21 protein-coding genes and 1 pseudogene are annotated in these 23,036 nt (G+C 64.0%); 5 read left to right on the top strand and 17 right to left on the bottom strand.

Features of this window, described 5'->3' with window-relative positions; all coding sequences use genetic code 11:
- Positions 1-222 precede the first annotated feature (222 nt).
- The 4 genes from BGRAMDRAFT_RS09990 (at position 223) to waaA (ending at position 5,217) form a co-directional block, all read left to right on the top strand.
- The gene (locus BGRAMDRAFT_RS09990) at positions 223-1,617 is read left to right on the top strand and encodes a phosphomannomutase/phosphoglucomutase (RefSeq protein ID WP_006048597.1); all 1,395 of its coding nucleotides are present in this window, start codon (positions 223-225) and stop codon (positions 1,615-1,617) included.
- Between the two features lie 286 nt (positions 1,618-1,903).
- Positions 1,904-2,905 (top strand): lipopolysaccharide heptosyltransferase I, encoded by a 1,002-nt coding sequence (gene waaC / locus BGRAMDRAFT_RS09985; RefSeq protein ID WP_044020698.1) that lies wholly within the window; start codon positions 1,904-1,906, stop codon positions 2,903-2,905.
- Between the two features lie 49 nt (positions 2,906-2,954).
- Positions 2,955-3,839, top strand: a complete 885-nt coding sequence (locus tag BGRAMDRAFT_RS09980) for a Kdo hydroxylase family protein (protein ID WP_006048595.1) — start codon at positions 2,955-2,957, stop codon at positions 3,837-3,839.
- A gap of 64 nt (positions 3,840-3,903) precedes the next feature.
- A complete protein-coding gene (waaA, locus tag BGRAMDRAFT_RS09975; RefSeq protein ID WP_006048594.1) occupies positions 3,904-5,217 on the top strand; it encodes a lipid IV(A) 3-deoxy-D-manno-octulosonic acid transferase in 1,314 nt (437 codons plus the stop codon).
- Positions 5,218-5,327: 110 nt separating this feature from the next.
- On the opposite strand, the gene ureG is transcribed toward waaA, so the two are convergent.
- From ureG to BGRAMDRAFT_RS33600, 14 genes and pseudogenes are all read right to left on the bottom strand, one after another.
- Positions 5,328-5,981, bottom strand: a complete 654-nt coding sequence (gene ureG, locus BGRAMDRAFT_RS09970; protein WP_006048593.1) for an urease accessory protein UreG — start codon at positions 5,979-5,981, stop codon at positions 5,328-5,330.
- A gap of 11 nt (positions 5,982-5,992) precedes the next feature.
- Entirely contained in the window at positions 5,993-6,673 is a 681-nt protein-coding gene (locus BGRAMDRAFT_RS09965; RefSeq protein ID WP_006048592.1) for an urease accessory protein UreF, read from the bottom strand.
- A complete protein-coding gene (gene ureE, locus BGRAMDRAFT_RS09960) occupies positions 6,660-7,319 on the bottom strand; it encodes an urease accessory protein UreE (protein ID WP_006048591.1) in 660 nt (219 codons plus the stop codon). The genes BGRAMDRAFT_RS09965 and ureE overlap by 14 nt, the downstream gene beginning before the upstream one ends.
- Before the next feature lie 2 nt (positions 7,320-7,321).
- On the bottom strand, positions 7,322-9,028 hold the full coding sequence (gene ureC / locus BGRAMDRAFT_RS09955; protein ID WP_006048590.1) for an urease subunit alpha: 1,707 nt from the start codon (positions 9,026-9,028) through the stop codon (positions 7,322-7,324).
- 52 nt (positions 9,029-9,080) lie between these two features.
- A complete protein-coding gene (locus BGRAMDRAFT_RS09950) occupies positions 9,081-9,386 on the bottom strand; it encodes an urease subunit beta (protein ID WP_006048589.1) in 306 nt (101 codons plus the stop codon).
- A gap of 25 nt (positions 9,387-9,411) precedes the next feature.
- Positions 9,412-9,714, bottom strand: coding sequence for an urease subunit gamma (gene ureA, locus BGRAMDRAFT_RS09945; protein ID WP_006048588.1), 303 nt, complete (start codon positions 9,712-9,714; stop codon positions 9,412-9,414).
- 133 nt (positions 9,715-9,847) lie between these two features.
- Positions 9,848-10,648 (bottom strand): transporter substrate-binding domain-containing protein, encoded by an 801-nt coding sequence (locus BGRAMDRAFT_RS09940; RefSeq protein ID WP_029971092.1) that lies wholly within the window; start codon positions 10,646-10,648, stop codon positions 9,848-9,850.
- A 252-nt stretch (positions 10,649-10,900) separates the two neighbouring features.
- Complete coding sequence (locus tag BGRAMDRAFT_RS09935) at positions 10,901-11,794, bottom strand: urease accessory protein UreD (protein WP_006048586.1); 894 nt, start codon at positions 11,792-11,794, stop codon at positions 10,901-10,903.
- 146 nt (positions 11,795-11,940) lie between these two features.
- Positions 11,941-12,633: an urea ABC transporter ATP-binding subunit UrtE gene (gene urtE, locus BGRAMDRAFT_RS09930; RefSeq protein ID WP_006048585.1), complete on the bottom strand. Its 693-nt coding sequence runs from the start codon at positions 12,631-12,633 to the stop codon at positions 11,941-11,943.
- Between the two features lie 56 nt (positions 12,634-12,689).
- A complete protein-coding gene (urtD, locus tag BGRAMDRAFT_RS09925; RefSeq protein WP_006048584.1) occupies positions 12,690-13,553 on the bottom strand; it encodes an urea ABC transporter ATP-binding protein UrtD in 864 nt (287 codons plus the stop codon).
- Positions 13,550-14,746 carry an urea ABC transporter permease subunit UrtC gene (urtC, locus tag BGRAMDRAFT_RS09920; protein ID WP_006048583.1) on the bottom strand — a complete coding sequence of 399 codons (1,197 nt, stop codon included), beginning with the start codon at positions 14,744-14,746 and terminating at the stop codon, positions 13,550-13,552. Before urtC ends, urtD begins: the two co-directional genes overlap by 4 nt.
- Before the next feature lies 1 nt (position 14,747).
- Entirely contained in the window at positions 14,748-16,394 is a 1,647-nt protein-coding gene (gene urtB / locus BGRAMDRAFT_RS09915; RefSeq protein WP_006048582.1) for an urea ABC transporter permease subunit UrtB, read from the bottom strand.
- Positions 16,395-16,796: 402 nt separating this feature from the next.
- Positions 16,797-18,101, bottom strand: a complete 1,305-nt coding sequence (gene urtA, locus BGRAMDRAFT_RS09910; RefSeq protein WP_006048581.1) for an urea ABC transporter substrate-binding protein — start codon at positions 18,099-18,101, stop codon at positions 16,797-16,799.
- A gap of 672 nt (positions 18,102-18,773) precedes the next feature.
- Positions 18,774-19,880: pseudogene (locus BGRAMDRAFT_RS33600) on the bottom strand (DUF3443 domain-containing protein); the annotation flags it as partial.
- A gap of 95 nt (positions 19,881-19,975) precedes the next feature.
- On the opposite strand from BGRAMDRAFT_RS33600, the gene BGRAMDRAFT_RS35305 reads away from it, so the two are divergent.
- The gene (locus BGRAMDRAFT_RS35305) at positions 19,976-20,164 is read left to right on the top strand and encodes a hypothetical protein (RefSeq protein WP_232292252.1); all 189 of its coding nucleotides are present in this window, start codon (positions 19,976-19,978) and stop codon (positions 20,162-20,164) included.
- Between the two features lie 281 nt (positions 20,165-20,445).
- On the opposite strand, the gene BGRAMDRAFT_RS09890 is transcribed toward BGRAMDRAFT_RS35305, so the two are convergent.
- The 3 genes from BGRAMDRAFT_RS09890 to BGRAMDRAFT_RS09880 form a co-directional block, all read right to left on the bottom strand.
- Positions 20,446-20,901: a DUF2844 domain-containing protein gene (locus BGRAMDRAFT_RS09890; RefSeq protein ID WP_006048578.1), complete on the bottom strand. Its 456-nt coding sequence runs from the start codon at positions 20,899-20,901 to the stop codon at positions 20,446-20,448.
- Positions 20,902-21,049: 148 nt separating this feature from the next.
- Entirely contained in the window at positions 21,050-22,357 is a 1,308-nt protein-coding gene (locus BGRAMDRAFT_RS09885) for a DUF3443 domain-containing protein (RefSeq protein WP_006048577.1), read from the bottom strand.
- Positions 22,358-22,385: 28 nt separating this feature from the next.
- Positions 22,386-22,889, bottom strand: a complete 504-nt coding sequence (locus BGRAMDRAFT_RS09880) for a DUF2844 domain-containing protein (protein WP_006048576.1) — start codon at positions 22,887-22,889, stop codon at positions 22,386-22,388.
- Between the last annotated feature and the right edge of the window lie 147 nt (positions 22,890-23,036).

Below are 23,036 nucleotides of genomic sequence, written 5' to 3'. Positions count from 1 at the left end.
TCGTGCGCGAGTGCGCGCACCTGACAGGCCATCCCGGCAACTTTACAAATGGAGGGCGTCTAAGCATTAGAATGGCGTTACCAGGCTGGTCCGAAAAGCGCAATTATAAGTTGGAACCGGATCGCTTCCGGCAAGGGCGCGGCACCATGTCCGATCACCATGATTTACCGATCCGCATGACCGCGCCGGTCAAAATTTTCCATTGCACGCAAGTGAGCCAACATGATCTCCAAATCTATTTTCAAGGCGTATGACATTCGCGGTGTGATCGGCAAGACGCTCGACGCCGACACGGCGCGTTCGATCGGCCGCGCATTCGGCAGCGAAGTGCGTGCGCAGGGCGGCGACGCTGTAGTCGTCGCGCGCGACGGTCGCCTGTCGGGTCCGGAATTGATCCAGGCATTGTCGGACGGCCTGCGTGCGGCCGGCGTCGACGTGGTCAATGTCGGCATGGTGCCCACGCCGGTCGGCTACTTCGCGGCAAGCGTGCCGTTGCAACTCGAAGGCGGCGAACGCCGTGTCGATTCGTGCATCGTCGTGACGGGTAGTCATAATCCGCCGGATTACAACGGCTTCAAGATGGTGCTGCGCGGCTCGGCGATTTATGGCGAGCAGATTCTCGCGCTGCATCAGCGCATCGTCGACGAAAACTTTTCCGAAGGCAGCGGCACCTACACCGACTACGACATCGCCGACGCGTATCTCGAACGCATTGCGAGCGACGTCAAGCTCGCGCGTCCGATCAAGATCGTGGTCGATACCGGCAACGGCGTCGCGGGCGGTCTCGCGCCGAAGCTTTTCAAGAAGCTCGGTTGCGAACTCGTTGAACTCTTCACCGAGATCGACGGCAACTTCCCGAACCATCACCCGGACCCGGCTCATCCGGAAAATCTTCAAGACGTGATTCGCGCGCTGAAGGAAACCGACGCGGAAATCGGCTTCGCGTTCGACGGCGACGGCGACCGCCTGGGCGTCGTCACCAAAGACGGCCAGATCATTTATCCGGACCGCCAACTGATGCTGTTCGCCGAAGAAGTCCTGTCGCGCAACAAGGGCGCGCAGATCATTTACGACGTGAAGTGCACGCGCAATCTCGCGAAGTGGGTGAAAGACAAGGGCGGCGAGCCGCTCATGTGGAAGACGGGTCACTCGCTCGTGAAAGCCAAGCTGCGCGAAACGGGCGCACCGCTCGCGGGCGAAATGAGCGGCCACGTGTTCTTCAAAGACCGCTGGTACGGTTTCGACGACGGCCTGTACACGGGCGCACGTCTGCTCGAAATCCTCACGCGTGTGCAGGACCCGAGCAAGCTGCTGAACTCGCTGCCGAACTCGCATTCCACGCCGGAACTGCAACTCAAGCTTGAGGAAGGCGAGAACTTCGAACTGATCGCGCGCCTGCAGAAGAACGCGCAATTCACCGGCGCGGACGACGTGGTGACGATCGACGGCCTGCGCGTCGAATATCCGGACGGCTTCGGCCTTGCGCGTTCGTCGAACACCACGCCGGTCGTGGTCATGCGTTTCGAAGCGGATAACGACGCGGCGCTCAAGCGCATCCAGGAAGATTTCCGCCGCGTGATAATGGCGGAGAAGGCGGACGCAAAGCTGCCGTTCTAAAAGCTTGAACGGCGGCAGCGAAGGCGCTGCGGTTTGCAATGAGCCGCAGTGGTCTTTCGCAGTTTGCGTTATAACGCGGCGCGGGTCTCACTTACCGCGCCGCGTTTTTTCATGCCGATCAGCTATGTCGCGCTAGAATTGCCGTCCTGGCGACGCGACATCAGCGCATAAGCGCATCAAGGTCGTGTCGCCGCTCGCTGGAGGTATATCGCGTGAAGCGAAGCGGCAGGTTTTTCGCCGCGCCTCTTTCAATGCATCTTAGGACCGCCTGGCCGGTTTTCCTCTCTTGAGCGTGCAAAAGATATTGATCGTGAGGGTGTCGTCGCTGGGCGACGTCGTCCATAACATGCCGGTGATCGCCGACATCCGGCGCCGCCATCCCGACGCGCAGATCGACTGGCTCGTCGAGGAAAGCTTCGTGGGGCTGGTCGAACTCGTTAGCGGCGTGCGGCGTGCGATTCCTGTGTCGCTGCGGCGCTGGCGCAAGCGCATTCTTTCGCTCGACAACTGGCGCGAGATCGGCGCGTTTCGCCGCGCGCTCGCCGCCGAGCACTACGATCTCGTGATCGACTGCCAGGGGCTCATCAAGACCGCATGGGTCGCGAGCATGGCGCGCGGACCGCTCGTCGGGCTCGGCAATCGCACGGATGGCGCCGGCTACGAATGGCCGGTGCGTTTCTTCTACGACAAGCGCGTGCCGATCGCGCCGCGCACGCATGTCGTCGAACGCACGCGGCAACTGGTGGCCGCGGCGCTGAACGAGCCCGAGCCGCAACCGACCGACGAGATCGACTTCGGCATCGACACGGGTCGCGCTGCGCTGGCGTTGTCGGCGGCCAATCTGAATCTTCCGGTGCCTTACGTGGTGTTCGTGCACGCGACCTCGCGCGCCGACAAGCAATGGCCCGATACCGCGTGGATCGAATTGGGCCAGGCGCTCGTGCGGCGCGGCGCGTCGATCGTCCTGCCGTGGGGCAGCGAGGCCGAACGCGCGACGAGCGAGCGTCTCGCGAAGGAATTCGGCGCGGCGGCCATCGTGCCGCCGAAATTGTCGTTGCCCGCGGTCGTCGGATTGATCGAAGGCGCGGCTGCGACAGTCGGCGTTGACACAGGTCTAGTTCACATTGCGGCTGCGCTGAAGCGGCCCACGGTCGAGTTGTACAATTTCGCCACCGCGTGGCGTACCGGCGGCTACTGGTCGCCGAACGTCGTCAATCTCGGCACGGCCGGGCAACCGCCCACGCTGCAACAAGTGAAGTCCGCGCTTGCCGGCTTCGGCCTGCTGTAATTCGTCCGGCGCGCTTCGCCTTACGCATCATCCGTTTTCAAGGGCGATCATGAACGAAACACAGATCATCGAAGTCGCGAACGCCGACTGGCACGCACGCAATCTGTCCGTGCCGCGCGAGACGCTGCTGGCCGGCGTCGAACGCGGCAAAGTGCTGTATTTTCCGAATCTGCGCTTTGCTATCGAAGGCGGCGAGCAGGCGCTGCTCGATCCCGCGCTCGCCGATCCGAACCGCAAGAACATCAGCCTCGAACCGAATGGCGGCGCGCTGCACGGTGTGGCCGGCGACGCCGTCACGCAGTCCGCGGTGCGTGCGTTGATCGCGCGTTATCAGGCGAATGCACGCACGCTGGTCGACGGGCTCTTTCCCGAATACAACGGCCGGCTGCGGGTCGCGCCCACGAGCCTGCGGCTGCATCAGGTGGAAACGCGCCAGACTTCGTGGCGCAAGGACGATAGCCGTCTGCACGTCGACGCATTCCCGTCGCGGCCGAATTACGGCGAGCGCATTCTGCGCGTGTTCACGAACGTCAATCCGCATGGCGTGCCGCGCGTGTGGCGAGTCGGCGAACCGTTCGAGGACATGGCCAAACGCTTCCTGCCGCGCATCAAGCCGCAAATGCCGGGCGCCGCGTGGCTGCTGAATCTGCTGCATGTGACGAAGTCGCCGCGCAGCGAATACGACCACCTGATGCTGAATCTGCACGACGGCATGAAGGCCGATCTCGAGTATCAGAAGACGAGCCCGCAGGAGACCATGCCGTTTCCGCCGGGCAGCGTGTGGGTGTGTTTCTCCGACCAGACTTCGCACGCGGTGATGTCCGGTCAGTTCATGCTCGAACAGACCTTCTTCCTGCCGGTCAAGGCGATGGCGCAACCCGAGTGCGCGCCGCTCGGCATACTCGAACGCCTGAAGGGCAGGGCGCTGGTTTGAGCGCCGCTTATTGCAAGTCGCCGGCTTCGCCAGCCCGTCGCATGCTGCGTGATGCGGAGCGCGCATGCTGAGGGTGATCTATAACGCGCTGTGGTGGATCATCGCGCCCGTCGCCGTGCTGCGTTTGCTGATCCGCTCGCGCAAGGAGCGCGGTTATCGTGAGCATATCGGCGAGCGCTTTGGTTATTCGCGCGGACGTTTGCCTGAGGACAACGCGCCGTTGATCTGGGTGCACGCCGTGTCGGTCGGCGAGACGCGCGCCGCGCAGCCGCTGATCGACGCGCTCATGAAGGCGCGTCCCGATGCGCGCATTCTGTTGACGCACATGACGCCGAGCGGCCGCGCAACCGGCGAGCAGATTTTCGGCGACCGTGTGTTGCGCAGCTATCTGCCGTACGACATGCCTCACGCGGTGCGGCGTTTTCTGCGCGCGTGGCGGCCGTCGGTCGGTCTCGTGATGGAGACCGAGGTGTGGCCCACGCTGATCGACGAATGCCGTCGCGCGGATGTGCAACTCGTGCTGACCAATGCGCGCATGTCGGCGCGCTCATTCAAGCGCGCGGCGAAGTTCGGCGGTGCGACGAAGGACGTGTTCGGCGGCTTTGCGCGCGTGCTGGCGCAAAGTCCGTCGGATGCCGAGCGGCTCACCGCGCTCGGTGCGCGCAACGTCGCGGTGCTCGGCAATCTGAAGTTCGACATGAGCACGCCGCCTGAACTGGCGGCGCGCGGTCATGCGTGGCGCGCGGCGATCGGCGCGCGTCCCGTGTGGGTCGCGGCAAGCACGCGCGAGGGCGAAGAGGAACTCGTGCTGCAGGCGTTCTCCGAGCTTGGCGTGGAAGGCGCGCTGCTGATTCTCGTGCCGCGTCATCCGCAACGCTTTAACGAAGTGGCGGCGCTCGTCGAGAAAGCGGGCTTGCGGCTCGCGAGGCGTTCGCAATGGGCGCCGGATGCGAAGGTGGCATCGGCCGCGGTGGCTGCGAGCGGCGGCGTGCCTGCGTTGCCGGCGGACGTGAATGTGCTGCTCGGCGATTCGATGGGCGAACTGGGCGCTTATTATGCGGCCTCCGACTTGGCGTTTATCGGCGGCAGTCTGTTGCCGCTCGGCGGACAGAATCTGATCGAGGCATGCGCGGTCGGCGTGCCGGTGCTGATCGGCCCGCACGTGTTCAACTTCACGCAGGCCACGGCCGATGCGGTCGCCGCGGGCGCGGCGGTGCAAGTGCAAGACCCGGCCGACCTCGCCCGCGCACTGCGCGATCTATTCAACGACAAGGCGCGGCGCCTCGCGATGGGCGGCGCGGCATCGGCCTTCGCCGCGCGCCATCGCGGCGCGACCGCGCGCACGGTGGATGTGTTGATGGCGGTGTTGCCGGAGTGAGGGGGGCTCGGCGCTTCTTGCTAATTAACTCGTATATCCTGAAGACAACTGCGTTTCGCACCGATCACCCTCATCCGGGCGAGTGAGACGCCGAGCATCACGCTCCGCCCTCAAACCCTCAACAACCCCTTCCGCTCGATAAACCGCACCACCTGATCCAACCCGTCGAGCGCCTTCAGATTGGTCATCACGAAAGGCCGCTCGCCGCGCATTTTCTTCGCGTCCGAAGCCATCACGTCGAGGTTCGCGCCGACCATCGGCGCGAGGTCCGTCTTGTTGATCACAAGCAGGTCCGACTTTGTTATGCCGGGGCCGCCCTTGCGCGGAATCTTCTCGCCACCCGCCACGTCGATCACGTAGATCGTCAGGTCCGACAGTTCCGGGCTGAAGGTTGCCGCGAGGTTATCGCCGCCCGATTCGATGAAAACGATGTCCGCGTCCGGGAAGCGCGTGAGCATGCGGTCGACGGCTTCGAGGTTGATCGACGCGTCCTCGCGAATCGCCGTATGCGGGCAGCCGCCCGTCTCGACGCCCATGATGCGCTCGGCCGGCAACGCGCCCGCCACCGTCAGCAGGCGCTGATCTTCTTTCGTATAGATGTCGTTGGTGATCGCGACAAGATCGTATTGTTCGCGCATCGCCTTGCAGAGCATTTCGAGCAGCGTGGTCTTGCCCGAGCCGACCGGACCGCCGACGCCCACGCGCAGCGGCGGCAGTTTCTTCGTGCGAACGGACGAGTGAGCGGAATGTTGAGGTGCGTTCATGATGGATCGATTTATGAGCGAAAGAGCCGCGAATACTGCGACTCGTGACGCGCCGACAGAATGCCGAGCTGCGGCGCGAAAGTGTTGATATGTTCCGGCGATGTCGCGAGCGCGCGCGTCACCGCTGCGTCGATCGGTCCGCGCAACGCGACGATAATGCGCTGCCCCGCGAGTTGCCCGAGCGGCACCGCCTTCAATGCGGCAGCGGCCTGGTTCTCCACCCAACTGAATGCGTACGCGGCGAGAGCGGCATCGACCGCTGCATCGTGCGCATAGGCGGCGAAAGCGAATGCCGTGGGCTGAGCGAGCGGCGTGATCGCAGTAAGCGTCGCGCGCCGCGCTGCATCGCTCCATTCGAGCGACACGCACAATTGCCGCAGCGACCACCCCATTTGCTCGGTCTCGCGACGCAACTCGGCCGACTCGCGGCTCGCGAGGAATTCGCGATTCGCTTGCGCGAGGCCGTCGGCGTCGTGCGTGCGCCAGCGTTCCATTTGATGCGCGAGGAACGGCAGTTCGCCATGCGCGAGGACGTCGGTCAGTCCGCTCGCAATCCAGTCGCGGGCCGAGTCGGCGTCGGTGATCAGTTGCGCTTCGATCGCCGCTTCGAGACCCTGCGAATAACTGAATGCGCCGATCGGCAATGCCGGCGACGCGAGATGCAATAGCGCGGTGAGTTCAGCGATGCGCATGGTGAGCGTGATGCGCGTGGCCGCAGGATTCGTCGTGTACGTGGCCTTCGTGATCGTGCGAATGGCCGTGCTCGTGCGAGTGGCCGTGACCTTCGTGGCCGTGATCATGATCGTGCGAATGCCCATGCCCATGATGCTCGCCGAACACCTGCTGCGCCAACGCATAGTCTTCGGCGAAAGTCTCGTCGTGGCCATGCTTGTGACCGCCGCCATACGCGCCCGACTCGGGCTGAAACGGCATCGACACCTGATCGACGGTTGCTCCGATGCGCTTCAACATATCGGCGAGAACGGGATCGTACTCGAGCTTCAGATAATCCGCGCCGACTTCAACCGGCGTATGACGATTGCCGAGGTGATACGCGGCGCGCGTGAGCGTCAGCGTATCTTTCGCGCGGACCACGAGCACGGTTTCCGCCGCGGCGACCACGCGCACGAGGCCGCCGTCGTCGGCGACCAGCACATCGCCGTCGCGCAGAACAGTGCCGCGCGGCAGCAGCATCGCCACTTCCTCGCCGTTATCGAGCGTGGCCGCGAGGCGGCTCTTGCGACGGTCATCGAAAGCGAGTGTCAAGGTCGGCGCGCGCTTGACCAGCACGGGCGCGAGCTTCAGATGAGGTGCAAGCAGTTTGTCGAGTGTGCGCATGATCAGAACAGGAAATAGCGTTGCGCCATCGGCAAGACGGTGGCCGGTTCGCACGTGAGCAGTTGACCATCGGCGATCACCTGATAGGTTTCGGGATCGACGCTGATCGACGGACGCCACGCGTTGTGAATCATGTCGGCCTTCGTGATGTTGCGGCAGTTCTTCACGGCCACGATACGCTTGTTCAAACCATAACGCTCGGCAACGCCAGCCTCGGCGGCGAGTTGCGAAACGAAAGTCAGCGACGTGCGCCCCAACGCACCGCCGCGCGTCGCGAACATCTCACGATAATGCACCGGCTGCGGCGTGGGAATCGACGCGTTGGGGTCGCCCATCTGCGCCATCGCGATCATGCCGCCCTTAAGAATCAGCGAAGGCTTGATGCCGAAGAACGCCGGCTCCCAGAACACGAGGTCGGCCCATTTGCCCGGCTCGATGGACCCGACTTCATGCGCGATGCCGTGCGTGATCGCGGGGTTGATCGTGTACTTGGCGACGTAACGCTTCGCGCGAAAGTTGTCGTGACGCGCGCCGTCTTCGGGCAGCGCGCCGCGCTGCACCTTCATCTTGTGCGCGGTCTGCCATGTGCGGATGATCACTTCGCCCACGCGGCCCATCGCCTGCGAATCGGACGACAGCATCGAGAGCGCGCCGAGATCATGCAGGATGTCTTCGGCGGCAATCGTCTCGCGGCGTATGCGCGACTCGGCAAACGCAATATCTTCCGCAATCGACGGGTCCAGGTGATGGCACACCATCAGCATGTCGAGATGCTCTTCGAGCGTGTTGACGGTGTAAGGGCGCGTCGGATTCGTCGACGAAGGCAGCACGTTCGCCTCGCCGCATACCTTGATGATGTCCGGCGCGTGGCCGCCGCCCGCGCCTTCAGTGTGGTACGTGTGGATCGTGCGGCCCTTGAACGCGGCCACGGTCGCTTCGACGAAACCCGCTTCGTTCAGCGTGTCCGTGTGAATCGCGACCTGCGTGTCGGTGTCATCGGCAACGGAGAGACAGTTGTCGATCGCGGCCGGCGTCGTGCCCCAGTCCTCGTGCAGCTTCAGACCGATCGCGCCCGCCGCGATCTGTTCGAGCGCGGGCTGCGGCTGGCTCACGTTGCCCTTGCCGAGAAAGCCGAGGTTCATCGGATAACCGTCGGCGGCTTGCAGCATGCGTTCGAGATGCCACGGACCCGGCGTGCAAGTGGTCGCATTCGTGCCCGTTGCGGGGCCAGTGCCGCCGCCGAGCATCGTCGTCACGCCGCTTGCGAGCGCTTCTTCAATCTGCTGCGGGCTGATGAAGTGAATATGCGTGTCGATGCCGCCCGCCGTCACGATCAGTCCTTCGCCGGCGATCACTTCGGTGGATGCGCCAATCGCAATCGTCACGTTCGGCTGAATGTCGGGATTGCCCGCTTTGCCGATCGCGGCAATGCGGCCGTCCTTGATGCCGATGTCGGCCTTCACGATGCCCCAGTGATCGAGAATCACCGCATTCGTCACGACAGTATCGACAACCTCGGCATGCACGCGCTGCGACTGGCCCATGCCGTCGCGAATCACTTTGCCGCCGCCGAATTTCACTTCCTCGCCATAAGTCGTGAAGTCGCGCTCGACTTCGATCAGCAACTCGGTGTCGGCGAGACGCACGCGGTCGCCGGTGGTGGGGCCGAACATTTCCGCGTATGCGCGGCGGCCAATGCGTAAGGTCATGGTGTGGGTCCGGAAATGAGCAGGTCGTTCGGGGCGAGTGCCCGCAAGGGCATCACAGCTTGCCCATCACCTTGCCGTTAAAGCCGTAGACGATGCGCTCGCCCGCCAGTTCGACGAGTTCGACGGTGCGCTCCTGGCCTGGCTCGAAGCGCACGGCCGTGCCCGCCGCGATGTTCAGGCGAAAGCCGCGCGCGGCTTCGCGGTCGAACGCGAGCGCGTCGTTCACTTCGTAGAAATGGTAGTGCGAGCCGATCTGCACCGGCCGGTCGCCGGTATTCGACACGACGACCGTGACGGTGGCGCGGCCCGCGTTGAGTTCGTGCTCGCCGTCGTCGGTGAGGAGTTCGCCGGGAATCATGGGCGTGCCTTTGTGGTTCAGCGGATCAAGGGATCGGATGATGAACGGTGACGAGCTTCGTGCCGTCAGGGAAGGTCGCCTCGACCTGAATGTCGGGGATCATCTCGGGCACGCCTTCCATCACGTCGTCGCGTGTGAGCAGCGTCGTGCCGTAGTGCATGACCTCGGCGACGGTCTTGCCGTCGCGCGCCGCTTCCATCAGCGCGGCGGTGATGAAGGCGACCGCTTCCGGATAGTTCAGTTTGAGGCCGCGCGCGCGGCGCCGTTCGGCAAGCAGCGCAGCGGTGAAAATCAGCAGCTTGTCCTTCTCGCGAGGTGTCAGCTTCATCGAATGAGTGCGGTGAGTGGCGCCCGGTCCAAGTGGATCGGGTCGCGACAATGATATGCGTTGCGGGTCGCGGATGCGACCCGTGCAATGCCGGACCAAACAGCGACGCTATCAAGTCCGGCTAACGGCGCGCTTACAGATCGGCAGGCAGCGCCGCGCCGAACCACTTCTTCGACATCGTGTTGAACGTGCCGTCCTGCTTCGCCTGCGCGATCGCGGCGTTGACCTTCTGCTGCAGGCGCGGCTCGTTCTTGTTCATGCCGACGAAGCACGGCGAGTTCTTGATGACGAACTTCGGCTCCGGACGGCGCGGCGGATTCTTCGCGAGGATCGCGGCCGCGACGATGTTGCCCGCCGCGATCAGTTGAACCTGGCCCGACAGAAATGCGGCGATGGTCGCGTTGTTGTCCTCGAAGCGCTTGATCGTCGCGTTCGGCGCCATTTGCGTGAGGCCGAGTTCCTCGAGCGCGCCGCGCGTCGCGCCGACCGTCTTGCCGGTGAGGTCGGCGGGGCCGCTCACCTTGACGTCGGCGGGACCGAACACGCCCTGGTAGTACGGCGCGTACGCGGTCGAGAAGTCGATCACTTTCTCGCGATCCGGCGTCTTGCCGAGCGACGAGATCACGAGGTCGACCTTGTTCGTTTGCAGATACGGAATGCGGTTCGCGCTGTTGACGGGCACGAGTTCGAGCTTCACGTTCATCGACTTCGCGAGCAGCGCGGCCGTCTCGATGTCGTAGCCTTGCGGCTTCATGTCCGGGCCGACCGAGCCGAATGGCGGATAGTCCTCGGGCACGGCGACTTTCAGCACGCCCGCCTTGGCGATGTTGTCGAGCGTGTCCGCGTGGGCGGGCACGGTGACGGCGAGGACAGGCGAGGCGAGCAGTGCGGCGAGCAGCGTGCGGCGCATGGAACGAAGCGTGGGTCGGTTCATGTGATGTAGGCGTGGTCCAGGCGTGGTGTGGTCGGTGTGCGCGTTCGGGCGCGATGTCGACGCGCGAGGCGCGGCAGCATCGCGCGCTAACAACGCAAGGTGTGTGCCATCGTGGTGCGGCGGGCGCGAGCGGGGAGTTTTCAGCGCGGCGCACCATGTGGGGGCTCGCCGTTGCGCCAGTGTGGTGCGGGGCTGTCTTACGGCGGTGAAAGCGCGGCGGCGCGCTAGGTGGTCCAGATTAGGTGGCCCAGATCAGGTGGTCCAGATTCTTAGCGGCATGGCATCGACGCCGTGCACGATGGGGCGCAACTGCATCCAGCATTGCGTCAACGCGCGTTGCAAGGTCTCCATTGAACGCGAGACGACTCGAACCAGCAACACGCCGCTCGTCACGCAAGTGGCCGCTGCGCGTATCGTGCTGTCGAATGGAAGCTGAGCGGTCAGCGCCTCGGCGAGCGCGTCGTCGCAAGCAGCGCCGATCGCCCACAGCGTACCGTACGCGGGAAAGCCGCCGAGTCCTTGAGCCGCATCGCGCAACGGATCGTCGGCGACGAGGCTCGCGCGCTCGAACCACAGCAAGTCGCCGTTCATGTCGTTCTTTGCCCGCACGATCCGCGACACCGCCCGCAGACTTCCCTCCGACCACCGCTCGCCGGCCGCTTGCCGGCCCAACTGCGTCGCGTCCCAGCCGATCGCCGTCGCGCCTTCGTCGAGTGTCAGCGAAAAATCCAGCGCCGCATTCGCATGATCGAACACGATGTTGTTCTGCGGCAGCCAGTCGAGCTTCGCGTTCTCGCCGACGTGCACGGCGATGTTTTGCCGCGCGGCGCGTCCATTGGATTTGTACCACTTGGTCGCGCCTGGCGTCGTGATAACGGCATGCGCGGCGGCGCCGACATTCACGCTGATGTCGAGCTGATCGCCGCCCGCAATCCCGCCGGGCGGATGCACGATCACCGCATGACAGATGGACTCGCCCTCGGGATAAAGCGGCCGCTGCACGCGCAACGGTCCATCGTGGAGCCGGTGTTCAAGCGCCGTGCGCTGAGCTCGCCTGACGAAGCCGAGTTCGAGACGCGCGCGCCATTGCGCATGCGCTTCGCTTTGCGCATTGGCCAACGTGAGGTGGTTTTCGTGAAGCGACATGCAAGTGGACGTGCTAATGAACGTGCTAATGAGCGTGCGATCGATGTGTGAGTACAGGACCTACAGGCGCGAGCCGGAGCTAACGCGAGGCCCGCGCAACACGAACAAGACGCGCCGAGCATAGCACGCGAACCAACGCGCACAAGTCACACCGCGATCAGCGCACGCACGCCGTCCGCATCCATATTCGCGCCTTCTCCGCCCGCGACGATCTCGCCACGGCTCATCACCCAATAGCGGTCGGCGATCTCCTTCGCGAAGTCGTAGTACTGCTCCACAAGCAGCACCGTCATGCCCATTTCCTCGACCAGTTGACGCAGCGTGCGGCCAATATCCTGAATGATCGACGGCTGAATGCCTTCCGTCGGTTCATCGAGAATCAGCAGTTGCGGCTCGCTCATCAGCGCGCGGCCAATCGCGAGCTGTTGCTGCTGACCGCCCGACAGATCGCCGCCGCGGCGCCCGCGCATGTCCTTCAGCACCGGAAACAATTCGTAGATGCGCTCGGGGACTTTCTTCGGCGCTTTCTTGCTGGCCGCGCCCACCAGCAGATTTTCTTCGACGGTGAGCCGCGGAAAAATATCGCGCCCTTGCGGCACATAAGCGAGGCCATGCTCGACGCGCGAATACGTGGGCAGCTTCGTGATCGGCGCGCCGCGCCACGCGATGGAGCCGCTCTTCGTCTGCACGACGCCCATCAGGCAGCGCAGCAGCGTGGTCTTGCCGACGCCGTTGCGGCCCAGCAGCACAGTGAGCTTGCCGTCGGGCACGGTCAGCTTCACATCGCGAAGAATGTGGCTGCCGCCGTAGTACTGGTTGAGGTTTTGTACTTCTAGCATGGTGGTCCGGTCCTGTGATTCTCTGCGCGCTGATCGGGCTAACTAATAGAGCTAACTCAGCGGCCGAGATACGATTCGATCACGGTCTCGTCGCGTTTGACGTCGTCGAGCGTGCCGTGCGCGAGCACGCGTCCTTCGGCCATCACCGTGACCTTGCCGGTCTTGCCCGACAGTGCCGCGACGAACTCCATATCGTGCTCGACCACCATCATCGAGCAGGTGCCGCGCAGATGGTTGAGCAGTTCGGCGAGCTGCATGGTTTCGTCGTCGGTCATGCCGGCGGCGGGTTCGTCGAGCAGCAGCAGCGCGGGTTGTTGCATCAGCAACATGCCGATCTCGAGCCGCTGCTTTTGTCCATGCGACAACTCGCCGGCCAAACGCCGCGCCTCGCTTTCGAGACCGATCAACGCCAGCGTTTCTTCGATGCGCGCTTGCGCCTCGCGATCGAGCCGCGCACGCAATGAAGCGAGCCAGCCCTTGTCGGTTTTCATCGCCAGTTCGAGGTTTTCCCACACGGGATGCTGCTCGAAAACCGTCGGCTTCTGAAACTTGCGTCCGATGCCGGCGCGCGCGATGGATGGCTCGTTCATCCGCGTCAGGTCGATCGACTGGCCGAGAAACACCTTGCCGGAATCGGGCGCGGTCTTGCCGGTGATCACATCCATCATCGTCGTCTTGCCCGCGCCGTTCGGGCCGATGATGCAGCGCAATTCGCCGGCGTCGATGGAAAGCGTCAGCGCGTTCAACGCGCGAAAGCCGTCGAAGCTCACGGTCACGTCGTCGAGATACAGGATCGTGCCGTGCGACACGTCGATCTCGCCCGGCACGACCGCGTGCCCCATGCTGGCGACGCCGCTTAGCGCATGCTCGGAAGGTTGTTCGGGCAACGCGAGATCGGGAACCATCGGATTTTCGTTCATGAGCGGTTCCTCTTGCGGGTCACGAGTTCGATGAGTCCCATGATGCCGTTCGGCAAGAGCAGCGGGACCAGCACGAAAATCAGACCGAGAAAGAACAGCCAGTATTCAGGGAAATTCGCCGTGAAAAAGCTCTTCGCGCCGTTCACCGCGAATGCGCCGACAATCGGCCCGATCAGCGTGCCGCGTCCGCCCACGGCGACCCAGATCGCCATTTCAATCGAATTGCCCGGCGACATTTCGCCCGGATTGATGATGCCGACTTGCGGCACATACAACGCGCCGGCAATGCCGCACAGCACCGCGGAGACGGTCCACACGAACAGCTTGTAGGCGAGCGGGCTATAGCCGAGGAACATGAGACGCGTCTCGCCGTCGCGCACGGCGGTGACGACGCGGCCTAGCTTCGACGTGACGATCGCGCGCGCGCCGATGAACGCGAGAATCAGCACGGCAAACGTAATCAGCAGCAACGCGGTGCGCGTACCCGGGTGCGTGATCGCGAAGCCGCCGATGCGCTTGAAATCCGTAAAGCCGTTATTGCCGCCGAAGCCCGTTTCGTTGCGATAGAACAGCAGCATCGCGGCGAAGGTCATGGCCTGCGTGATGATCGACAGATACACGCCTTTCACGCGCGAGCGGAACGTGAAGAAGCCGAACACCCACGCGACCACGGCCGGCACCAGCACGACCAGCAGCAGCGCATAGCCGAGATGTTGCGTGCCTTCCCAGTACCAAGGCAGTTGATGCCAGTCGAGGAACACCATGAAGTCGGGCAGGTCGCTGCCGTACTTGCCGTCGTGACCGATGGCGCGCATCAGGTACATGCCGATTGCGTAGCCGCCGAGCGCGAAGAACAGCGCATGACCGAGGCTCAGAATGCCGCAGTAGCCCCACACGAGATCGAGCGCCAGCGCGGCGATCGCGTAGCACATGAACTTGCCGGTGATCGTCATCGCGTAGGCGGACAGATGCAGCGGGCTCGTCTCCGGCACGACGAGCGTGGCGAATGGCACGCCGAGCCCGAACACGATGATCAACGCGATCAGCGCGAGCCACGCGCGCCGCGACAGCAGCGCGGGACGCGGCGGCAAGCCGAGCGCGAAGCCGGATTGCGCGGCGCGCGTTTCGGCGCCGCTTGTGCCGTGCGTGCCGACGTGAGCCGGCGCGTTCGAAGAAGAAGTCGCAGATGTCATGTCATGCCTCCGCGCTGCGGCCCTTGAGGGCGAACATGCCCTGCGGACGCTTCTGGATGAACAGCACGATCAGCACGAGCACCGCGATCTTCGCGAGCACCGCGCCCCAGAACGGTTCGATCGCCTTGCTGACGAGTCCGAGCCCGAAGCCGCCGATCACCGTGCCCGCCAGTTGACCGACGCCGCCCAGCACGACCGCCATGAACGAATCGATGATGTAGCTCTGACCGAGGTCAGGGCCGACGTTGCCGATCTGCGAGAGCGCGCAGCCGCCGAGTCCCGCGATGCCCGCGCCGAACGCGAACGCATACGAATCGACGCGCGCGGTTTTCACGCCGACGCAAGCGGCCATGCGACGGTTTTGCGTGACGGCGCGCACGAACAGACCCAGGCGCGTCTTCGTCAACACGGCCCATGCAATGCCGACGACAAAGAGCGCAAACGCGAGGATCACGAGGCGGTTATACGGCAGGATCAGATTCGGCAACACGGTTACGCCGCCGCTCATCCACGAAGGGTTCACGACTTGCACGTTCTGCGCGCCGAACAGCATGCGCGTTGCCTGGATCAGAATCAGGCTGATGCCGAACGTGGTCAGCAGCGTTTCGAGCGGACGGCCATACAGATGCTTCAGCACAAGCCGCTCGATGACGATGCCGACAAGCGCCGCCGCGACGAACGACGCAGGCACCGCGAGCAGCGGATACCAGTCGAACGCGCCGGGCGCGAAGCGTTGAAAGAGGTTCTGCACGACATAGGTGGCGTAAGCGCCGATCATCAAAAATTCACCGTGCGCCATGTTGATGACGCCGATCAGGCCATACGTGATCGCGAGGCCGAGCGCGGCGAGCAGCAGCACGCTGCCGAGCGACAGACCCGCGAACAGCGTGCCGGCAATCGCGCTGCGGCGCTGGATTGCATCGAGTTCGTCGATGCCCGTTTGTGCCGCGGCCCGCACGCGAGCGTCCGTTTCGGCGAACGTGCCGTCGGGCTTCTTCGCGACGAGCGGACGCAGCAGTTCGTTCATGTCGAGGTCGTGGCGAGCGGCGACGAGTTGCACCGCTTCGAGGCGTTTCGTCGCGTCCGCGTCATGCAGCGCGGTCATGGCCCAAAGCGTATCGAGGCGCTTCTTGAGCGCCGGGTCGGTTTCCTTTGCGCGGGCCGCGTCGACGAGTGGTTTGATCGACGGGTCCGGGTTTTTCAGCAGCGCATTGATGGCTTCTTCGCGCGTCGTTTTGTCGGCGGAGTCGAGTTGCAGGCCGGAGAGCGCGCCTGATACTTTTGAGCGCAGCAGGTTGTTTAGCGTGACGGGCTGGGCGTCGCTGGCTTCCACTGTCTTGCCGGTGACTGCATCGTGCAGCGTGTCGCCGTCTTGTAGCAGGACGGCGCCGGAGTCGGTGGCGAGCACTGTGTCTTCGGACAGCGCCTTTAACACCGTCAGCGATTCCTTGTCGTGGTTCGCGATGAGTTTGTCGATGGCTGCGGACTTGGCGTCGAAGTCGTCGGCGGCGAGCGGCGCGACATCGGCGGTGGTCAGCGCGAACGCGGCGTGTGGCGTTAGCGTGGCTAATGTTGCTAACGCGAGCAGTGCAGATGCGGTGCCGCGTCGAGCGAACCGCTGCGCAGAAGTGAGAAATGAAAACGCCATGATGGCCTTTGAAGAATGACTAGCGACGCGGCGCGATGCAAGGCAGCGTTTCGCGCGATGGGTTGCGGGAGCGCTGCGGATGCTTGTGGCCGGCCGCTTGTTGTGGCGAGGTGCTGGCGGCGCGATGCGGCGTAGTGCGGCGGTGCAGTACGACGGCGCAGGACGACCAGCAGTGCGACAGCGCAGTACGACACACGACGCGACCACGGAGTACGACCACGCAACACGGCGACGCAGTACAACCCACGCACTACGCGATCCACGCGATTCGAGCAACGCACGGCCACGCAATTCAACCCGAAGCCATGCGCCGCAAAGCGACTCCCCGCACGCGCGCCGCAACCACAAAACCAACGCATCGCAACGGCAACACAAGCCGCCGCGACACGCCGCACCACCCAATCAGGCGACCCGCGACCGCGAGCGCTTCAGAAACGCCGGAATCGAACTCACCACATCCGGCTTGCCCGCATTGCCCGCGATAAACGGACTCCACGGCTGCGCGCGAACCGCGGTCTTGGTGCGCCATACGACATTGAACTGACCGTCCGCGCGCACTTCGCCGATCATCACCGGCTTATGCAGATGGTGGTTGCCGTCCATCTCGAGCGTGAAGCCCGACGGCGCCGCGAACTGCTGGCCGACCATCGCCACGCGTACCTTGTCGACGTCCGTGCTCTTGGCCTTTTCGACCGCCTGCTTCCACATGTGAATGCCGACGAAAGTCGCTTCCATCGGATCGTTCGTCACGCGCTTCGTGCCGCCCGGCAGGTTGTTTTCCTTGACCCACGCGGCCCATTGCTTCTTGAACTTCTCGTTGGCCGGATTGCGCACCGACATGAAGTAGTTCCATGCCGCGAGATTGCCGACGAGCGGCTTCGTGTCGATGCCGCGCAGTTCTTCCTCGCCGACCGAGAACGCGACGACCGGCACGTCCGACGCCTTCAGCCCCTGGTTGCCGAGTTCCTTGTAGAAGGGCACATTCGAGTCGCCGTTCACCGTCGAGATCACGGCCGTCTTGCCGCCTTGCGAGAAGGTCTTGATGTTCGCGACGATGGTCTGGTAGTCGCTATGGCCGAACGGCGTGTAGACCTCCTGGATGTCGGCGTCCTGCACGCCCTTCGACTTCAGGAACGCGCGCAGGATCTTGTTCGTCGTGCGCGGATACACATAGTCGGTGCCGAGCAGGAAGAAGCGCTTCGCGCCGCCGCCTTCCGCGCTCATCAGATATTCGGTTGCGGGAATCGCCTGCTGGTTCGGCGCCGCGCCCGTGTAAAACACGTTGCGCGACATCTCTTCGCCTTCGTACTGCACGGGGTAGAACAGCAGGCCGTTGAGTTCCTCGAAGACCGGCAGCACCGACTTGCGCGACACGGAAGTCCAGCAGCCGAACACCACCGCGCATTTTTCCTGCGTGATCAGTTGACGCGCTTTTTCTGCGAAGAGCGGCCAGTTCGATGCCGGGTCGACGACCACCGGCTGAAGCTGACGGCCCATCACGCCACCGTTCTTGTTGATGTCCGCGATCGTCATCAGCGCGGTGTCTTTCAGCGATGTCTCGGAGATCGCCATCGTGCCCGACAGCGAATGCAGGATGCCTACCTTGATCGGGCCGCTTGAGGACTGCGCGTGCGCGAACGGCACGCGGCCTGCAAGCGCGAGCGCGCCGGACATGGAGCCGAACTTCAACAGACTGCGACGTTTCATGTGTATCCCCTTGCCATTGATGATGAATGTTTATGGGCGTCGATCTCAGCCACAGGGGCGTGCCCTGCATGATTTGCCGCTCCTGTACTGCAAGGCATATGCCATGTTGATGAAACGCGCGGGATGGCAGCGTCGCGCGCTGTGGCGCGGCCCGGAGCAAGCGGGCTTATGCGTGCTGGCGTACGAATGTGGTGCATGCAGATGGGATGCGCCTCGTTCGGGTGCGGGACGCGCCGCGACGAGGCGTGAGAATCGGCAAGCGGGCTTTGACGGTGCACATGCGCAGCGGCGTTGTGCATGGGGATGCGGCGCTTGGGGTGGCGCTCGCGTATGGCGGTGGTTGTGGTGAACGCAACGCGCCGCTGAGATTGCGCTCGCCTCTCACGGCCGGCGTGAGAGGGGCAGCGTACTGTTCGATAGCGCTCGCGTTTCACCGCCGGCTTGGCGAAGACAGCGCACGCGCTCGATCGGGTGCGAGCGCGGCTATCGCCGCGTGGTTCGTCGGCCTCGGCGGCTTTTCCGAGGTGATCGAAACCGCAAGATCGCGGCGATATTCGCGGCCGCCGCCGGCGTGTCCAATGTGAGCTAATGAACGCGTGTGAATGGTCTTGCACGAGGCCGGCTGTTGCCTTTGCCAGCCTCGCGTATTACCCGCGTTATGCGTCGGCTTTCTTAGAACGCAACGAAGGGCCCGCTCTGCGGTCCGGCTTGTGAGCCGCTAAGCGCCGTATAAACACTGCGGCCGAAGAAGAACGGCAAGCCCCAGATGAAATAGCCCGAGACCGACGTGTACGCGGCGATGTTGTCGAACGCGGCATACGTGCCGGCGAGGAGGCTCGCGGTGTTGGCGACCTGGAAGGGCACGGTCGCGGACTTGAGCGCGCCGCTCGTCGGCTTGAGCACGGCGGACAGGCTCAACGTGGTCGATGGCGTATAGCGGCCCCATGCATCGAACGGAATGGCCGTGTCGCCGAAGATGGTGATGTTCGAGCCGCTGTCGATCACGCCGTTGCCGAACGCGCTTCCTTTGTACGTCGTCGTGAAAAAGCCGTTGCTGTCGAGCGGGATGATGTTCGCGGTCGACGGCAGCGCGTTGTTCTGCTGCGTGCCGATGCCGAACACGAGCTCGCCCGTCGCGCTCGCCTGGCCGCCCGGCTGCAACGAAGGAAGACGGATGATCGTGCCGTTGTTGTCGGTCGTGAAGTCCGCAACCGGATTCATGACCTGCGTATCGAGCGGCACGCGCGTGTTCGCGCACGGACCCGACGACGGACAGTAATAGTACGTTGCCGGCAACACATATTGCGCGGCGAGCGGAAAGTCGCGGACCGCCGAGCCGATGCCGACCACGCCGTTGGCGCCGAGCTGCGCGACGCTACCAATATCGACGACGCCGCGCGACGCGCAATCGGTCGGCGTCGGATTCGCGCCGTCGCTGACGATCTGCACCGGCAGACTGCCCGCCAGTTTTCCGCCGATGCTCACGTCCGCGCGCTTGACCGAGCCCCACGTGTAACCCGACGCAAAGATCGCGCACTGGGAGATGGACGCGTTGTGCGTGGGGTCGTCGGTCGCGCCTGTCTGCGCCGGCAAGCTGCCCGCCAGCGCCGGCCCGAGCGCGCTTGCCATCACACGCACGCCCGCCGAGCCGGTATCGAGCAACATGTGATCGATGGTCGCGCATTGATTCGCGCCTTGCACGCCCGGAATGCAGATCGTGACCGCGACGTAGGGCGTGTTCGCGTAGCCGCCTGTCCATCGTTCTATTGTGATGGGGGCTGTGTTTTGCGTTGGTGTGGGCGTTGGTGTCGGTGTCGGAGTTGGAGTCGGAGTCGGAGTTGGTGTCGGAGTCGGAGTCGGAGTCGGAGTCGGAGTTGGTGTCGGAGTCGGTGTCGGAGTCGGTGTCGGAGTCGGTGTTGGTGTTGGTTTCGGGGTTGGCGTCGGCGTTGGTGTCGGTGCCGGTGCCGGTGCCGGTGCCGGTGCCGGTGCCGGAGTCGGAGTCGGAGTTGGCGTCGGTGTCGGAGCCGGGGATGGTGTCGGTGTCGGCCTTGGCGAGGGCGTAGGCGTCGGAACAGGTGTCGGAGTCGGAGTCGGCACAGGCGTCGGAGCTGGAGCGGGCGTCGGAGCCGGAGTCGGTGCAGGTGCCGGAGCCGGCGAAGGACGCGGACTCGAAGTCGGACTCACACCGTCCGCTTTATCGTTATTCTGCACCGCCGCGCCCGATGCATCGTCGCCGCCACCGCCGCCGCAACCGGAAAGCCCGACGCTAGCCGTGAGCAAAGCGAAGCAAACTGTCTTGCTGAAAGTCTTCATTATTTTCTTCTTCGTAAATCGACGCGGGCCGTTACCGGACATCTTCTGCACGGACATTCGCCGGCAGCAGCCGCGGCAAAATCGCTTTGCCGAAGAAATTGCCAGGCCGGCCGACCGACTCGATCTGGAAGTCGTCGCTACGGTCGATTAACGGACCGGTGCCGCGAGGCTTACCCGCACCCGCCGACGCCGCGCGATGAAAATAATTGCCTAGCAGCGCATTCATGTCGGGGCGCACCGGCCCCTGCCACGCGACGGCAAACACGACGTTATTGGGCAGCACGTATTCGCGAATCGTGACGCCGTCCGCGTCGCGCGCTTCACGCACGGTGTACGAGGCGGAAGCCAAAGCGGTGGGCGCGGCAACGGCGGCGGACCGCAGCCGTGACTGCGACGCTGCGCTGATCGTCGGCGCGCCGCCCAACGCCGCATAGGAAGCCAGCGGTAACATCACCGCAGCGGCGAGCGCGGCCTTCACAAGATTCATCGCAATGCTCCAGAAAACAGGTCGGAGCATGTTGCCAGCGCAGCCGTACCGGAATATGCCGACAAAGCTGAATGTGTCCTGGGAAATGGCGCAAGAAGGCGCAGCGGTAACAGCGGTAACGCCGCGCCTTCAGTGCCGCGCGAAATGGTTAGAACGCGATGAACGGTCCGGTCTGAGTGCCTACCTTCGCGTTACCCATGGCCGTATAAACGTCGCGCCCATAGAAAAACGGCAGTCCCCACAAGAACATGCTGTTCTTGTGCTGCGAGAAGTTGGTGCCGGCGTCGCTCAGCGCGTAGTAACCCGCTGAGCTTCGGCCGCCCGGATTGGCGATCGAGAACGGCACATCGAGCGGCTTGCCGGAGCCGTTGGTCGACTCCATTGTTGCGCTCACGCTGAGCGGCGCAGCGGGCGTGTACCAGTCGCCGAGCGCGGTCGGAATGGTGTCGTCCGGAAAGGCATAGGCATTCGTGCCGCTGTCTATCAGGCTGTGGGTGAAGGCCCGGCCTTTGTACTGCGTGGTGAAACTGCCGTATTTGTCGACGGCAAGAATCGTCGCGGTGGACGGCATCTGGTTGTTCTGCTGCGTACCGATGCCGAACACCAGTTGCCCCGTCACGCTCGTCTTGCCGCCGGCCGGCACGGCGGGCAGACGGATGATCGCGCCGTTGTTGTCGGTGGCGAATGATGCGATCGGATTCCTGACCTGCTTGCCGGCCAGCATGCGCGTGCTGACGCACGAGTTCTGCGACGGGCAATAGTAGTAAAGGCCGGGAACCGCGGTGGTCAGTGCGTCCGCCGAATCGCTTGTGAAACTGTCCACACCGACAATGCCGTTCATGTTCGAGAAGTCGGCGCCGCCAATGTCGGCACCGGAGTTCGAGCAGTCGTCCGGCACCGGATAGGCGTTGTCCGAATACACCTGAATGGGAAGATTGCTCGCCGTCTTGCTGCCGATCGTGATGTCGGCGCGCTTGACCGAGCCCCACGTGTAGCCCGACGCGAACGGCATGCATTCGACAATAGGCGCCGAGCCGCTCGTGTCGTCCGCAGCGCCGACCTGCGTGAGCAGCAACGGGGCCAGCGTGGGAATCGCGCGCGCGGCGATGCGCACGCCCGTGGAGCCGGTGTCGACCAGCATGTTGTCCACGGTCACGCATTGCGGCGTGCTCTGCGTGCCCGGCACGCAGATCTTGATGGACACCTTCGGCATGTTGATGCTGCCCATCGACTTGTCGACGGTGATCGTCGCCGTGTTGTCGCCGGTTGCGGGCAGCGATGAATTCCCCGAGTCCGTGCCTGAGCCGTGCGGCGTCCAGTCCGGCGTCGCATTCCAGCCAACCGAATTGCTGCCCTGATTGTTGCTGCCGCCACTGCTGCCGCCGCCTCCACATGCCGAAAGCGCGAACACGCCAATGGCGGCCGCGAGCGAAAGCGTCTTCTTCAATGTATTCATGTCTTGTTCTCTTCGTGCCGAGCGGCGGTTATTCGAGGTCGCCGGGACGCACGCCCGCGGGCAACAGACGCGGCAGCCAGGCCATGCCGGAGAAGTTCCCCAGGCGGCCTGCGGACTCGATGCGGAAATCGTCGTTGCCTTCTATCAGCGGGCCGGAGCCGCGCACGCCGGTCTGTCCGGCGGCAACGTAGTTCGTGAAGTAGCTGCCGAGCAGCGCGCGCATGTTCGGGCGGATCGGCCCTTGCCAGGTGACGGCGAACACGACGTTGGCCGGCAGCAGGTATTCGCGGATCGTGACGCCGTTCGCGTCGACGGACTGGCGCATCGTGTAGGGCGCCGTGGCGGTGACGGCGCTGGCCGGCTGGCTGCCCGCGGCAGGGGACCCCGAAGCGGAATCCAAAACCGACTGCGACGCCGCGGCGCGCAGCACGAGCGGCGCGGAGGCGTTCGCGACGGGGGCGCCGCCAAGCGCCGCAAACGACGACAGCGGCAACAACGTTGCGGCCAGCATCGCGATCTTTATTAGTCTCATCACACGGCTCCCAGAATGAACAGAGCATGGTGCCTGTGTGGCATTCCGAAAAACCTGTGAAATTTCGCAATCAATGCGGCGAAGCGGTGCAAATCTCTTCCATAACGCGGAGCGCGTCCGTATTCTCCATTCGATGCGTTTGCAGTT

The sequence above is a fragment of the Paraburkholderia graminis C4D1M genome (assembly GCF_000172415.1).
Taxonomy (GTDB): domain Bacteria; phylum Pseudomonadota; class Gammaproteobacteria; order Burkholderiales; family Burkholderiaceae; genus Paraburkholderia; species Paraburkholderia graminis.
This window is presented reverse-complemented; position numbering and strand designations above follow the sequence as displayed.

What these genes read in the sequence shown, in the direction of transcription:
- BGRAMDRAFT_RS09980 (WP_006048595.1), top strand. Translation starts at nt 2,955, where the DNA reads ATGAACGAAACACAGATCATCGAAGTCGCGAACGCCGACTGGCACGCA.
- BGRAMDRAFT_RS09880 (WP_006048576.1), bottom strand. Translation starts at nt 22,889, where the DNA reads ATGAGACTAATAAAGATCGCGATGCTGGCCGCAACGTTGTTGCCGCTG.
- urtB (WP_006048582.1), bottom strand. Translation starts at nt 16,394, where the DNA reads ATGGCGTTTTCATTTCTCACTTCTGCGCAGCGGTTCGCTCGACGCGGC.
- ureE (WP_006048591.1), bottom strand. Translation starts at nt 7,319, where the DNA reads ATGCGCACACTCGACAAACTGCTTGCACCTCATCTGAAGCTCGCGCCC.
- BGRAMDRAFT_RS09950 (WP_006048589.1), bottom strand. Translation starts at nt 9,386, where the DNA reads ATGATTCCCGGCGAACTCCTCACCGACGACGGCGAGCACGAACTCAAC.
- urtE (WP_006048585.1), bottom strand. Translation starts at nt 12,633, where the DNA reads ATGCTAGAAGTACAAAACCTCAACCAGTACTACGGCGGCAGCCACATT.
- ureA (WP_006048588.1), bottom strand. Translation starts at nt 9,714, where the DNA reads ATGAAGCTGACACCTCGCGAGAAGGACAAGCTGCTGATTTTCACCGCT.
- BGRAMDRAFT_RS09990 (WP_006048597.1), top strand. Translation starts at nt 223, where the DNA reads ATGATCTCCAAATCTATTTTCAAGGCGTATGACATTCGCGGTGTGATC.
- BGRAMDRAFT_RS09940 (WP_029971092.1), bottom strand. Translation starts at nt 10,648, where the DNA reads ATGAACCGACCCACGCTTCGTTCCATGCGCCGCACGCTGCTCGCCGCA.
- ureG (WP_006048593.1), bottom strand. Translation starts at nt 5,981, where the DNA reads ATGAACGCACCTCAACATTCCGCTCACTCGTCCGTTCGCACGAAGAAA.
- urtD (WP_006048584.1), bottom strand. Translation starts at nt 13,553, where the DNA reads ATGAACGAAAATCCGATGGTTCCCGATCTCGCGTTGCCCGAACAACCT.
- waaA (WP_006048594.1), top strand. Translation starts at nt 3,904, where the DNA reads ATGCTGAGGGTGATCTATAACGCGCTGTGGTGGATCATCGCGCCCGTC.
- urtC (WP_006048583.1), bottom strand. Translation starts at nt 14,746, where the DNA reads ATGACATCTGCGACTTCTTCTTCGAACGCGCCGGCTCACGTCGGCACG.
- BGRAMDRAFT_RS09885 (WP_006048577.1), bottom strand. Translation starts at nt 22,357, where the DNA reads ATGAATACATTGAAGAAGACGCTTTCGCTCGCGGCCGCCATTGGCGTG.
- urtA (WP_006048581.1), bottom strand. Translation starts at nt 18,101, where the DNA reads ATGAAACGTCGCAGTCTGTTGAAGTTCGGCTCCATGTCCGGCGCGCTC.
- BGRAMDRAFT_RS09935 (WP_006048586.1), bottom strand. Translation starts at nt 11,794, where the DNA reads ATGTCGCTTCACGAAAACCACCTCACGTTGGCCAATGCGCAAAGCGAA.
- ureC (WP_006048590.1), bottom strand. Translation starts at nt 9,028, where the DNA reads ATGACCTTACGCATTGGCCGCCGCGCATACGCGGAAATGTTCGGCCCC.
- BGRAMDRAFT_RS09890 (WP_006048578.1), bottom strand. Translation starts at nt 20,901, where the DNA reads ATGAATCTTGTGAAGGCCGCGCTCGCCGCTGCGGTGATGTTACCGCTG.
- BGRAMDRAFT_RS09965 (WP_006048592.1), bottom strand. Translation starts at nt 6,673, where the DNA reads ATGCGCATCGCTGAACTCACCGCGCTATTGCATCTCGCGTCGCCGGCA.